The organism is Streptomyces sp. NPDC092296 (assembly GCF_044755465.1).
Taxonomy (GTDB): Bacteria; Actinomycetota; Actinomycetes; order Streptomycetales; family Streptomycetaceae; genus Peterkaempfera.
Window position 1 is genome coordinate 84213 of record NZ_JBIVRB010000005.1, and the last position, 12232, is coordinate 96444.

At 71.4% G+C, this 12232-nt stretch carries 10 protein-coding genes; 5 read left to right on the plus strand and 5 right to left on the minus strand.

From position 1 onward, the window contains the following. Positions 1 to 41: 41 nt before the first annotated feature. Together ACIQGZ_RS15380 and ACIQGZ_RS15385 are read right to left on the minus strand one after the other, a co-directional pair. The gene (locus tag ACIQGZ_RS15380; RefSeq protein WP_402602108.1) at positions 42 to 1559 is read right to left on the minus strand and encodes a sensor histidine kinase; all 1518 of its coding nucleotides are present in this window, start codon (positions 1557 to 1559) and stop codon (positions 42 to 44) included. 91 nt (positions 1560 to 1650) lie between these two features. Next, on the minus strand, positions 1651 to 2367 hold the full coding sequence (locus tag ACIQGZ_RS15385) for a TetR/AcrR family transcriptional regulator (protein WP_402602110.1): 717 nt from the start codon (positions 2365 to 2367) through the stop codon (positions 1651 to 1653). Between the two features lie 220 nt (positions 2368 to 2587). On the opposite strand from ACIQGZ_RS15385, the gene ACIQGZ_RS15390 reads away from it, so the two are divergent. Then, the gene (locus tag ACIQGZ_RS15390) at positions 2588 to 4183 is read left to right on the plus strand and encodes an MFS transporter (protein ID WP_402602111.1); all 1596 of its coding nucleotides are present in this window, start codon (positions 2588 to 2590) and stop codon (positions 4181 to 4183) included. Between the two features lie 382 nt (positions 4184 to 4565). Here ACIQGZ_RS15390 and ACIQGZ_RS15395 read toward each other — a convergent pair whose 3' ends face one another. Both ACIQGZ_RS15395 and aceE read right to left on the minus strand, forming a co-directional pair. Next, entirely contained in the window at positions 4566 to 5939 is a 1374-nt protein-coding gene (locus ACIQGZ_RS15395) for a cryptochrome/photolyase family protein (protein ID WP_402602113.1), read from the minus strand. A 120-nt stretch (positions 5940 to 6059) separates the two neighbouring features. Further along, positions 6060 to 8810 (minus strand): pyruvate dehydrogenase (acetyl-transferring), homodimeric type, encoded by a 2751-nt coding sequence (aceE, locus tag ACIQGZ_RS15400; protein WP_402602114.1) that lies wholly within the window; start codon positions 8808 to 8810, stop codon positions 6060 to 6062. A gap of 624 nt (positions 8811 to 9434) precedes the next feature. Here aceE and ACIQGZ_RS15405 point away from each other — a divergent pair. The 3 genes from ACIQGZ_RS15405 to ACIQGZ_RS15415 all read left to right on the plus strand — a co-directional run bounded on the left by ACIQGZ_RS15405 (position 9435) and on the right by ACIQGZ_RS15415 (position 11324). Next, positions 9435 to 9875: a DUF3052 domain-containing protein gene (locus ACIQGZ_RS15405; protein WP_402602115.1), complete on the plus strand. Its 441-nt coding sequence runs from the start codon at positions 9435 to 9437 to the stop codon at positions 9873 to 9875. Between the two features lie 233 nt (positions 9876 to 10108). Further along, positions 10109 to 10567: a peroxiredoxin gene (locus tag ACIQGZ_RS15410; protein ID WP_402602116.1), complete on the plus strand. Its 459-nt coding sequence runs from the start codon at positions 10109 to 10111 to the stop codon at positions 10565 to 10567. A gap of 181 nt (positions 10568 to 10748) precedes the next feature. Continuing rightward, the gene (locus ACIQGZ_RS15415; protein WP_402602117.1) at positions 10749 to 11324 is read left to right on the plus strand and encodes a TerD family protein; all 576 of its coding nucleotides are present in this window, start codon (positions 10749 to 10751) and stop codon (positions 11322 to 11324) included. A 177-nt stretch (positions 11325 to 11501) separates the two neighbouring features. On the opposite strand, the gene ACIQGZ_RS15420 is transcribed toward ACIQGZ_RS15415, so the two are convergent. Beyond that, entirely contained in the window at positions 11502 to 11642 is a 141-nt protein-coding gene (locus ACIQGZ_RS15420) for a hypothetical protein (RefSeq protein WP_402602118.1), read from the minus strand. Here ACIQGZ_RS15420 and ACIQGZ_RS15425 point away from each other — a divergent pair. Further along, positions 11641 to 12216, plus strand: coding sequence for a TerD family protein (locus ACIQGZ_RS15425; RefSeq protein ID WP_402602120.1), 576 nt, complete (start codon positions 11641 to 11643; stop codon positions 12214 to 12216). The genes ACIQGZ_RS15420 and ACIQGZ_RS15425 overlap by 2 nt on opposite strands. The last annotated feature ends 16 nt before the right edge of the window (positions 12217 to 12232 follow it).

A 12232-nucleotide genomic window follows, 5' to 3' on the forward strand; every position in this document is an offset into this window, starting at 1 on the left:
CCAGGCGTTCGGTCGGTCTCTCGGTCTGGGGCGGGGGCGCGCTACCGGTCGTCGGTGACCGGCTGCTCCTCGGCAGGCGGACCGGCGGTCGGGGTGCCGTGTGCGGGGGCGGCGGCCTTCGGGGCGCCGGTCGTCGGGGTGTCGGTCGTCGGGGTGCCGGTCATTGGGGTGTCGGCGGTCGGGGTCTCGGCTTTCCGGGTTTCGGTGCCCGGGGCCGCCAGCGGCAGCACCGCGGCCACCCGGAAGCCCCCGTCCGGCAGCGGGCCGACGTCCAGTCTGCCGCCGAGCAGTCGCAGCCGCTCCCGCATGCCCAGCAGCCCCTGGCCCGTTCCGTCCGCCGCCGGTTCGAGCGGTGGGCTGCTGCGCGGCGGGGCGCCGTTGACCACCGTGATGCGCAGGGCGCCCCCGCCGGCGACCGTGCCCGAACCGGTGGCGGAGACCCAGGTATGCGCGCCGGGCGCGTGGCGTATCACATTCGCCAGGGCCTCCTGCACGATCCGGTACGCCGACAGGTCCACCGCCTGCGGCAGCGGCCCGAGCGCCCGTACCGAGTCGGCCACCGACAGCTCGGCCGGCACCCCGGCCCGGCCGACCGCCTCCACCAGCTGCGGCAGCCGGTCCAGACCGGGCTGCGGGGCCCGCTCCCCCCGGGTGTCCTCGCTGCGCAGCACCCCCAGCAGCCGCCGCATCTCGGAGAGCGACTCACGGGCGGCCACCCCGATGGAGGCGAACTCCTCCCGGGCCGCGTCCGACAGGCCGTCGATCCGGTAGGGCGCGCTGTCCGCCTGCACCGTGATCACCGACATGTGGTGCGCCACCACGTCGTGCAGCTCGCGGGCGATCCGGGCGCGCTCCTCCAGCAGGGTGCGGCGGCCCCGCTCGGCCTCGCTGATGTGCTCCTGCTCGGTCAGCCGGCGCTGCGCCTCGGCGCGCTCGCGCAGGGCACCGCCGAGCAGGAGCACCGCCCCGCTGAGGGTGAAGGCGATCACGCTCATCCCGGTGCCGGTCCGCGTCGGCACCACCAGGTCGACGCCGAACCCGGCCGCCCCGGTGGCCAGCCAGACCGCCACCAGGGTGCTGCGTCTCTCGCGCAGCGCCAGGGCGAGCATCAGGAAGAGGTAGCCGACGACGGCCGGTGGCGTCCATGGCCAGGGCGCGCCGTGGTCGGTGGTGGTGAGCACGGCCAGTGCGGTGAGCAGGTTGGCCGTGGCGGTGATCACCCAGCCGGCCCGTGGCCGGCTGATGGCGAGCAGCAGCGGCACCGTCTGGGCGGTGGCGAGCCCCCCGGCGATCCCGCTGTTCAACCCGTAGTCGCGGGCCAGCAGCACGGTGGTGGACGGCAGCAGCGAGGAGATCAGCGTGACGGCGACCAGGTAGGGGAGCAACCGCAGCCAGCGCCGCCGGGCATCGGCCAGCAGCGGCCGGTGGTCCGCTGCGGGGCCGATGAGCGTGCGCATCAGAGCGCGCGGATACGGCGGTACGGGCACGGTGGTTCCTCGGTGGGCTGGGGCAGTGGGGCGTCTCCGAACCGTATGGGTGCGGCGGTCCGCAGGCGTCATACCGCAGGACCGACCTCACCGTAGTACCGGGGTACGACAACGGCCCCGGTATCTGCCCCCGGCCAGGGCCATCCCGGGCCGGGCCTGCGGCTCAGCGGCCGGTGCGCCAGTCGCCGGCCAGTGCCGGGCCGAGCATGTCCAGGTGGCGGTCGATCACGGTGACCATGCCGTCGGGCCCCACGTCTCCGGCCGGCAGACCGGACACCCCCCAGGCCTCGTGGGCGGCGCGCAGCACGGCGGCGAAGGCGGCGGCCAGCACGCGCGGCCGCAGGTCGGTGGCCGGGTCGACGCCCTCCCGCTCGGCGATGATCGAGGCGACCAGGTGCTCCTGTTCGAAGAGTTGCCGCAGATGGGCGGCGAGCAGGGTGGGGGTCGACTCGATCAGCTGAATGAGCTCCAGTGTGGCGGTGGCCGAGATCGGCTCCCCGTCCTCGGTGTTGAGGCGCTGCCAGGTCTCGCGGATGGCGGCCCGCAGCGCCTCCAACGGGCTTTCGGCGGCGGGCCGACTGCGCAGGCACTGGATGAAGTACTCCTCCGCACCGGCCAGGATGGCCAGCGCGACCTCCTCCTTGTTGGCGAAGTAGCGGAAGAAGGTGCGCTGGGAGACGTCCACGGCGGCGGTGATCTCGTCGACCGTGGTGCGGCCGTAGCCCTGGTGCAGGAAGAGGTCGAGTGCGGCGTTGACCAGGTCGTTCCGGGTGCGCTGCTTCTTGCGCTGCCGCAGTCCGGCCATGGGGTCGCAGGCGACGGTGATGCGGCAGCGCGGCGTGGCGGACGGGGACGTCGGACTCGCGACGTACTGGGCCAAGGTGCCACCTCCGACGGCTGTGCTCCCGCAACGATACCGGGGCGGAAGATGTCAGTAGTCGCCATGGGGCAGCATTTGTCAAATGTCAGAGGCTGCCATAATGTTCCGGCGGGTGGCGCCCGCCGGACCGCGAGCCCGTGGGGACGGGCGGCCGGGGGCGCCACCGTTCGAAATGCCGCACACATCCCTGTGCAGCACATCCCCGTCCGGGAGGGACGCGATGAGCCAGACCGCTGCCAAGACGACCGAGGGAGTGGGCGAGGCGATACCGCCGGCCGGCGCCGGCAGATGGCGGGGCCACCCGTGGCTGACCCTGGTCACGGTGGCGGTCGGCGTGATGATGGTCGCCCTCGACGGCACCATCGTGGCCATCGCCAACCCCGCCATCCAGCACGATCTCGGCGCCTCGCTCGCCAACATCCAGTGGGTCACCAACGGCTACCTGCTGGCGCTCGCGGTCTTCCTGATCACCGCCGGGAAGATCGGTGACCGGTTCGGCCACCGCCGTACCTTCCTGGTCGGCGCGGTCGGCTTCGCCGCCTCCTCGGCGGCGATCGGCTTCGCCGGCAGCATCCAGCTGATCATCCTCTTCCGGGTGCTCCAGGGCCTCTTCGGCGCCCTGCTCCAGCCCGCCGCGCTCGGTCTGCTGCGCGGCGCCTTCCCCGCCGAGCGGCTCAACATGGCGATCGGCATCTGGGGCGGCGTCATCGGTGCCTCCACGGCGGCGGGGCCGATCGTGGGCGGCCTGCTGGTGGAGCACGTCAGCTGGGAGTCGGTCTTCTTCATCAACATCCCGGTCGGCCTGGTCGCGCTGCTGCTCGGCCTGTGGATCCTGCGGGACGTACGCTCGGAGAAGTCCGCCAAGTCCTTCGACATCCCCGGCATCGTGCTGCTCTCCGGCGCCATGTTCCTGCTGGTCTGGGGCATCATCAAGGCTCCTGAGTGGGGCTGGGGCGACACCCGTACGCTGGTCTTCGTCGGCGGCGCGCTGGTGGCCGGTGTGGCGTTCGCCTTCTGGCAGACCCGGGCCGCCGAGCCGCTGATCCCGCTGAGCCTCTTCCGCTCGGTGTCGCTGTCGGCGGGCGCCCTGCTGATGGTGCTGATGGCCTTCTCGTTCTTCGGCGCCGTCTTCTTCGTGACCTTCTACCTCCAGAACGTCCATGGGATGTCGCCCGTCGACAGCGGCGTCCACCTGTTGCCGATGACCGCGATGATGATCGTCGGATCGCCGATCGCCGGCGCGCTGATGGCCAAGATCGGCCCGCGTATCCCGATCGTGGCGGGCATGCTCTTCACCGCCGTCGCGATGACCGGGATGTCCACCCTGAGCGCCGACTCCGGCGGGATCATGTCGCTCTGGTTCGTGCTGATGGGCCTCGGCCTCAGCCCGGTCATGGTCGGCGCCACCGAGGTCATCGTCGGCAACGCGCCGCTGGAGCTCTCCGGCGTCGCCGGTGGCCTCCAGCAGGCCGCGATGCAGGTCGGCGGCAGCCTGGGCACCGCCGTGCTGGGCGCGCTGATGGCCGCCAAGGTGGACGACGTGCTGCCGGGCAAGTGGGCCGCCGCCAAGCTGCCGCCGGTCACCGGCGAGAAGTACGAGGCGCTCAAGCAGGCCGTCCAGGTGGGAGTGGCTCCGGTGGAGAAGGGCACCCCCGCACCGGTCGCGCACGCCATCACCCAGGTCAGCCATGACGCCTTCGTGAGCGGGATGTCGCTCGCCTTCGTGGTCTCCGCCGTGGTCGCCGTGATCGCCGCGGGTCTGGGCCTGCTGACCAAGCGGGGCAGCGCGGACACCGGACCGGCCGTCCACATCTGACCTGTAGCGCAGCACTGCGGAGCCGCCCCTCGGGGCTGTCCTCCGGGGCCGGTCCGACCTCCACCGATGGAGGCCGGACCGGCCCTCGCGTATGCGGTCGGACACTCGTACGAGTGATCTGCACCGAAAAGCCTGGCGTGCCGGCCGGGCCACCGGCGAACCTGATCCCGGACCGGCGCCCACCAGGGCGCCGACTCGGGGGAGGATGAGTCCGTTGCACCGTACTGCCGCCATGCCCGCGCCCGGGGCGCTGCCCACCGCGCTGCTCGCCGCGCTGCTCGCCGCGCTGCTCGCCGCTCTGCTCGCCGCTCTGCTCGCCGCTCTGCTCACTGCTCTGCTCACTGCTCTGCTCACTGCTGTGACCGAGCCCGGTCGGGCCCGGTCAGCCGTCCAGCCCCCGGGCCCGCCGGAAGCGCCGCACCGCCGCGTCGAGGTCCACGATCGGCTCGGGGTAGTCCAGCCCGGCGCGCTGCCCGGCCGGCAGCAGCCAGGGCCGGTGCACCGCACCGCCCGCCACCCCGGCCAGCTCCGGCACCCAGCGGCGGACGAAGTCGCCCGCCGGGTCGAACCGCCTCGCCTGGGCGAGTGGGTTGAGCACCCGGTTGGGGCGGGTGTCGGTGCCGGTGCCCGCCACCCACTGCCAGTTCAGCTGGTTGTTCGCCACGTCCCCGTCCACCAGCAGCGCCAGGAAGTGGGCCGCGCCCTCCCGCCAGTCCAGGTACAGCGTCTTGGTGAGGAAGCTCGCGGTCAGCAGCCGCGCCCGGTTGTGCATCCAGCCCTCCGCCGCGAGCTGCCGCATCCCGGCGTCCACCAGCGGATAGCCGGTGCGGCCCGCCCGCCAGGCAGCCGCCTGGCCCGGGTCCTGCCGCCAGCTGTCGTGCCGGGGTCGGTAGTCGGCCCGTCCACTCGCCGGACGGGCGGCCAGCACCTGGTAGTGGAAGTCCCGCCAGGCCAGCTGCCGGACGAAAGCCTCCGCACCGGGCCCGCCGGCCCGCTCGGCACCGTGCACCGCCTCCAGCGCCGACAGGCAGCCGAAGTGCAGAAACGGCGACAACCGGGAGGTGGCATCACCGAAGAGGTCGTCGTGCCGCTCCGCGTAGCCGTCCACCGGCCCGGACAGCCACTGACCCCAGCGCCGCCGGGCCTCCTCCTCGCCGCCGCGCGGCACCCCCGGGGAGACCTCCCCCGGCGCGGACCGGACCAGCAGCTCCCGGGCGGCGGCCACCGGCAGCCCGGTCGCCTCCCGGGGCACCGGCACCCGTCGGGGCGCCGCCAGCGGGTCGCGGTGCCCGGCCTGCCACCGGCGCAGGTAGGGGGTGAAGACGGCGAAGTGGTCCCGGCCGCCCGGGGTGACCTCGCCGGGCGCCACCACGGTCAGCACCGCGTCATGCACCCGCAACCGGTCGCCCAGCGCGGTGCGCAGCCGGTCCTCGCGGCGCTGGGCGAAGGCGCTCACCCCGGCGGCGATGTGCACCGAGGCCGCCCCCAGCCGCTCCGCCAGCGTCACCGCCTCGGCGACCGCGTCACCGTGCCGCAGCACCAGCCGGCCGCCTCGCGCCCGCAGGCCCGCGTCCAGCGCCTCCAGGCAGTCACCGAGGAAGGCCACCCGGTTGGGTACCGCGAAGCCCGTCCGGTGCAGTTCCGTGTCGAGCACGAAGAGCGGCACGACCTCGTCGGCCGAGGCGAGCGCGGTATGCAGCACGGGGTTGTCGTGCAGCCGAAGATCCTGGGTGAAGAGCGCAATGGAGGTGGCCATGCCCCAGGGCTATGCCGCAGATCCCCCTACCGCCCGCACGACACGCCGCAGGGGCCGGCCCCCTGGACGGGAGTCCGGCCCCTGCGATCGGGTCAGGCGCTGTGGATCAGGCGTCGCGGATCAGGCGTCGCCGCCGGCCGCACCCGGGTGGGCCGCGGCCACGTCCAGCAGCTGGTAGCGGTCGATGGCCGCCTTCAGCACACTGCGGTCGACCTTGCCCTCATGGGCCAGCTCGGTCAGCACCCCGACCACCACCGACTGGGCGTCGATGTGGAAGAAGCGCCGCGCCGCACCACGGGTGTCGGCGAAGCCGAAGCCGTCCGCGCCCAGCGACTGCCAGGTGCCCGGCACCCAGCGGGAGATCTGGTCCGGCACGGCCCGCATCCAGTCGGACACCGCCACGAACGGGCCCTGGGCACCGGTGAGCTTCCGCGTCACATACGGGACGAGCTGCTCCTCCTCCGGGTGCAGCAGGTTGTGCCGCTCGCACTCCACCGCCTCGCGGCGCAGCTCGTTCCAGGAGGTCGCGGACCAGACGTCGGCCTTGACGTTCCACTCCTCGGCGAGGATGCGCTGCGCCTCCAGGGCCCAGGGCACCGCCACACCGGAGGCGAGGATCTGCGCCGGGATCTGGCCGGCCTCGCCCACCTTGTAGCGGTACAGGCCCTTGAGGATGCCGTCCACGTCCACGTCGGCCGGCTCGGCCGGCATCTGGATCGGCTCGTTGTAGACGGTGAGGTAGTAGAAGACGTCCTCGCCCTGCGGGTGCTCGGCGCTGACGCCGTACATCCGCCGGATGCCGTCCTGCACGATGTGCGCGATCTCGAAGCCGTACGCCGGGTCGTAGGCGACGACCGCCGGGTTGCTGGAGGCCAGCAGCTGGGAGTGGCCGTCCGCGTGCTGGAGGCCCTCACCGGTCAGCGTGGTGCGGCCGGCGGTGGCGCCCAGCACGAAGCCGCGCGACAGCTGGTCGGCCATCTGCCAGAACTGGTCGCCGGTCCGCTGGAAGCCGAACATCGAGTAGAAGACGTACACCGGGATCAGCGGCTCGCCGTGCGTGGCGTAGGAGGAGCCCGCCGCGATCAGCGAGGCCGTACAGCCCGCCTCCGAGATGCCGTCGTGCAGCATCTGGCCGGTCTCGGACTCCTTGTACGCCAGCAGCAGCTCGCGGTCGACCGACTCATAGGTCTGGCCGAGCGGGTTGTAGATCTTCGCCGACGGGAACAGCGAGTCCATGCCGAAGGTGCGGTACTCGTCCGGCGCGATCGGCACGAAGCGGTTGCCGATGCCCTTGTCCCGCATCAGGTCCTTGAGCAGCCGGACGAAGGCCATCGTGGTGGCGATCGACTGGTTGCCGGAGCCCTTCTTCAGCGCCCGGTAGGTGTCGTCACCCGGGAGCTGGAGCTTGGTCGGCCGCACCTTGCGGGTCGGTACATAGCCGCCCAGCTCCTTGCGGCGGTCGTGCATGTACTGGATCTCCTCCGAGTCCCGGCCCGGGTGGTAGTACGGCGGCAGGCCGGACTCCAGCTCCTTGTCCGAGATCGGGAGGTGCAGCCGGTCGCGGAAGCGCTTGAGGTCCTCGACCGTCAGCTTCTTCATCTGGTGGGTGGCGTTGCGGCCCTCGAAGTTCGGGCCCAGCGTCCAGCCCTTGACCGTCTGCGCCAGGATCACCGTCGGCTGGCCCTTGTGCTCACGGGCGGCCTTGAAGGCGGCGTAGACCTTGCGGTGGTCGTGACCGCCACGGCCCAGGTGCTGGATCTGCTGGTCGGTCATCGACTCGACCATCTTGCGCAGCCGCACGTCGTCGCCGAAGAAGTGGTCCCGGATGTAGGCGCCGGTCTCGGTCGCGTACGTCTGGAACTGGCCGTCCGGCGTGGTGTTCAGCTTGTTGACCAGGACGCCGTCGACGTCCTGGGCCAGCAGCGGGTCCCAGGTGCGGTCCCAGATGAGCTTGATCACATTCCAGCCGGCGCCCCGGAAGACCGACTCCAGCTCCTGGATGATCTTGCCATTGCCGCGCACCGGGCCGTCGAGGCGCTGCAGGTTGCAGTTGACCACGAAGGTCAGGTTGTCCAGGCCCTCGCGCGAGGCCAGGGTCAGCTGGCCCAGCGACTCCGGCTCGTCCATCTCGCCGTCGCCGAGGAAGGCGTACACATGCGAGTCGCTGGTGTCCTTGATGCCGCGCGCGGTCAGGTAGCGGTTCATCCGCGCCTGGAAGATCGCGCCGAGCGGGCCGAGGCCCATGGAGACGGTCGGGAACTCCCAGAAGTCCGGCATCGACCGAGGGTGCGGATAGCTGGACAGGCCGTACGGAGCCTTGGACTTCTCCTGCCGGAACGAGTCCAGCTGCTGCTCGGACAGCCGGTCGAGCAGGAACGCGCGCGCGTAGATACCGGGAGAGGCGTGACCCTGGAAGAAGATCTGGTCGCCGGAGGCGCCCTCTGCGTCCTTGCCCCGGAAGAAGTAGTTGAAGCCCACGTCGTAGAGCGACGCGGAGGAGGCGAAGGTGGCGATGTGCCCGCCCACGCCGATGCCCGGTCGCTGCGCCCGGGAGACCATCACGGCCGCGTTCCAACGGGTCGCGTTGAGGACCTTGCGCTCGATCTCCTCGTTGCCGGGGAAGAACGGCTCGTTCTTGGTCGCGATGGTGTTGATGTAGTCCGTGCTGCGCATTTCGGGCACGGCGACACGCTTTTCGCGGGCGCGCTCGATCAGCCGCAGCATCAGGTAGCGGGCACGCTCACGGCCGCGCTCGTCGATGGCCGCGTCAAGCGACTCCAGCCATTCCGCGGTCTCCTCTGGATCGAAGTCCGGGACCTGGCTGGGAAGGCCGCCAATGATGATCGGGTTGCGATCGGATCCGGAAGCCACGCTGTTCCTTCACTGTCGGTCGTAACTGAGGTGGTGTCGCGCCGCCTCCATCGTGTACCGCGCTCGGAGATCCGTCATCTCTACCGATGGGTAACCGGCATGGCCGGTCAGGACAGGCCGGTCAGGCGTCGAAAAGCGCCGGGCACCCGCAGGAGTGGGCGGCGCTGCCCGCTCCCCGGCGCCCGCACCGCCTCGATGCCGGTTGTTACGACGAGGTGGCCCGACCTGTGCCGGTTAGGGCGGGGTGAGGGCCAACAAAAGACTCTACGCCGCACCGCGCGGTGTCTTCGAACGGTGCCCGGATATCGGGCATCGGCCGGAGCCGGAATCGAACCCCGGGGAGCGCGCGATCCCATGGCCACCGGCGTGCGTGCGGCCGGTGTACACCGGGTAGGTGGGGCGACAACCGGACGGTGAACGGCCGGCCGCGGCCCGGCCCGCCACGCCCGGGTGTACCGGGACGAAACATCCCGAAAGCCGCCGCAATCGGCGGCGCGGCTTGCTGCGACACGTCAACGTTTGGGCGGGATCGGGCATCGGGTACTTGCGCTAACCGCCCCGCCCGTGTGGACTACGGCCACAAGCCCGGCATCGACGCCGGGCCGGATACAGGAGGTCATTCCCGTGAGCGCGACCGCGGACCCCGCGGAGGACAGGTCCAACCCGGCATTCCGGTTGGGCTTCGAGCCTGGACAGGTGGTCCAGGAGCTCGGGTACGACGACGACTGCGACCAGGAGCTCCGCGACGGCATCGAGAGCCTCACCGGCACCGATCTCGTCGACGAGGAGTACGACGACGTCGCCGACGCCGTGCTGCTGTGGTTCCGCGAGGAGGACGGGGATCTCACCGATGCCCTGGTCGACGCGCAGGAGTACCTCGCGGACGGCGGCCTGGTGTGGCTGCTGACCCCGAAGACCGGCCGTGACGGCCATGTCGAGGCCAGCGACATCGCCGACGCCGCCCGTACCGCAGGGCTCTCGCAGACCAGCTCGGTCACCGTGGCCAAGGACTGGGCGGGCACCCGCCTGGCCACCCCGAAGACCGCCCGCCCGGCCAAGCGCTGAGCGAGCCCCGATCAGCAGGCCGGACCCCGGCCGTACGGCAGGCCCCGCCGGAGGCAGCACTCCGGCGGGGCCTGTCCCTGTCCGCCGCCGGCGCACCCGCCCGGCCGTGCGTTCACCCAGGGCGAACGCACCTTCGCGGGTGCCACCCGGCCCGCCGGGCCCCGCCCTCCGGATGCAAGGATGTGACCAGCCGCACCGCACGGGCGGCGCAGTCGAGCAGGAGGGTCGCACCCATGGCGATCGAGGTCGGCAGCCAGGCTCCGGACTTCGAGCTGAAGAACCAGCACGGCGAGCTGGTGAAGCTCTCGGACTTCCACGGCGTGAAGAACGTCGTCCTGGTCTTCTTCCCGTTCGCGTTCACCGGTGTCTGCACCGGTGAGCTCTGCGCGATCGAGAAGGAACTGCCCCGGCTGCAGAACGACGACGTGCAGATCCTCGCGGTCTCCAATGACTCGCCGTTCACCCAGCGGGTGTTCGCCGAGCGCGAGGGCCTGGAGTACCCGCTGCTCTCCGACTTCTGGCCGCACGGCGCGGTCTCCACCGCGTACGGCGTGTTCGACGACACCAAGGGCTGCGCGGTGCGCGGCACCTTCGTGATCGACAAGGAGGGCGTCGTCCGCTGGTCCGTCGTCAACGGGCTGCCCGACGCGCGGGACGAGCAGGAGTACCTCAAGGTGCTCGGCTCGCTCTGAGTCCGGCCGTGGCGGCACCCGGCGAACACGGGTGCGCCTGCCCCCGGCACGGGGAACCCGGCACTACGATCGGGCCGTTGAACGAAGAGAAAACCCCTGGTCGGCTGTTTTCGCATCTCCCGACCCGGGCAGACCGCACCGCGGGGGCACACCGAAGTGCTCCCCGACCATTGGAGGACTCGTGGGTGTCAGCCTCAGCAAGGGTGGCAACGTCTCGCTGACCAAGGAGGCGCCCGGCCTGACCGCTGTCATCGTCGGCCTCGGTTGGGACGCTCGTACCACCACCGGCACCGACTTCGACCTGGACGCCAGCGCACTGCTGACCAACGAGTCCGGCAAGGTCACCTCGGACGGCAACTTCGTCTTCTTCAACAACCTGAAGAGCCCGGACGGCTCGGTCGAGCACACCGGCGACAACATCACCGGTGAGGGCGAGGGTGACGACGAGCAGATCAAGGTGAACCTGGCCGCCGTCCCGGCCGACGTCACCAAGATCGTGTTCCCGGTCTCGATCTACGACGCGGAGAACCGCCAGCAGAACTTCGGCCAGGTCCGCAACGCCTACATCCGCGTGGTGAACCAGGCGGGCGAGGCGGAGATCGCCCGCTACGACCTGTCCGAGGACGCCTCGACCGAGACCGCCATGGTCTTCGGCGAGCTCTACCGCAACGGCGCCGAGTGGAAGTTCCGGGCCATCGGCCAGGGCTACGCCTCGGGCCTGCGCGGCATCGCCCAGGACTTCGGCGTCAACGTCTGAGTCCGGCGCCACCAGGGTCACGACGGCGCCACCAGGGTCACGACGGGGCCGCCGGGAACCGGTCGGCGCAGGCACACCGCCTGCTGCCGCCGGAGCCCCGGCGGCCCCGCCCCCGTACCCGGGGGCAGCACGGGCCCGCACCGGAAGTTCGGCCGGGAGTTTCAGAGTTCAGCAAGTTCAGCGGTGCCGGGGGCAGACGTACCGGCCGGCGGGGGCGTAGACATAGGTCGTGCTCCGCGCGGCGACGGTACGGAAACCCCGGACCGGTGTCCGGAAGACCCCGCCGCCGAGCGGGGGAAGTGGGAGGAAGAAGACCATGGGCGTCACGCTCGCCAAGGGGGGGAACGTCTCCCTCACCAAGGCCGCACCCAACCTCACGCAGGTCCAGATCGGCCTGGGCTGGGATGCGCGCTCGACCACCGGCGCTCCGTTCGACCTGGACGCCAGCGCGCTGCTGTGCGCCAACGGCCGGGTGCTCGGTGACGAGTACTTCGTCTTCTACAACAACCTCAGGAGCCCCGAGGGTTCCGTGGAGCACCAGGGCGACAACCTCACCGGCGAGGGGGAGGGCGACGACGAGGTCGTCGTCGTCAACCTCGACCTGGTGCCGCAGCAGGTCGACAAGGTCGTCTTCCCGGTGTCGATCTACGAGGCCGAGGCGCGGATGCAGAGCTTCGGCCACGTCCGCAACGCCTACATCCGGGTGGTCAACCTGGCGGACGGCGGCGAGCTGGCCCGCTACGACCTCACCGAGGACGCCTCCAACGAGACGGCGATGATCTTCGGCGAGCTGTACCGGTACCAGGGGGAGTGGAAGTTCCGCGCGGTCGGTCAGGGGTACGCCTCGGGCCTGCGCGGGATCGCCCTGGACTTCGGAGTCAACGTCCAGTAAACGCGGCGGGCAGTGC

Excerpts from the sequence above, each read along its gene's own strand:
- ACIQGZ_RS15380 (WP_402602108.1), bottom strand. The coding sequence starts at position 1,559 with ATGACGCCTGCGGACCGCCGCACCCATACGGTTCGGAGACGCCCCACT.
- ACIQGZ_RS15390 (WP_402602111.1), top strand. The coding sequence starts at position 2,588 with ATGAGCCAGACCGCTGCCAAGACGACCGAGGGAGTGGGCGAGGCGATA.
- ACIQGZ_RS15395 (WP_402602113.1), bottom strand. The coding sequence starts at position 5,939 with ATGGCCACCTCCATTGCGCTCTTCACCCAGGATCTTCGGCTGCACGAC.
- ACIQGZ_RS15410 (WP_402602116.1), top strand. The coding sequence starts at position 10,109 with ATGGCGATCGAGGTCGGCAGCCAGGCTCCGGACTTCGAGCTGAAGAAC.
- ACIQGZ_RS15425 (WP_402602120.1), top strand. The coding sequence starts at position 11,641 with ATGGGCGTCACGCTCGCCAAGGGGGGGAACGTCTCCCTCACCAAGGCC.
- ACIQGZ_RS15420 (WP_402602118.1), bottom strand. The coding sequence starts at position 11,642 with ATGGTCTTCTTCCTCCCACTTCCCCCGCTCGGCGGCGGGGTCTTCCGG.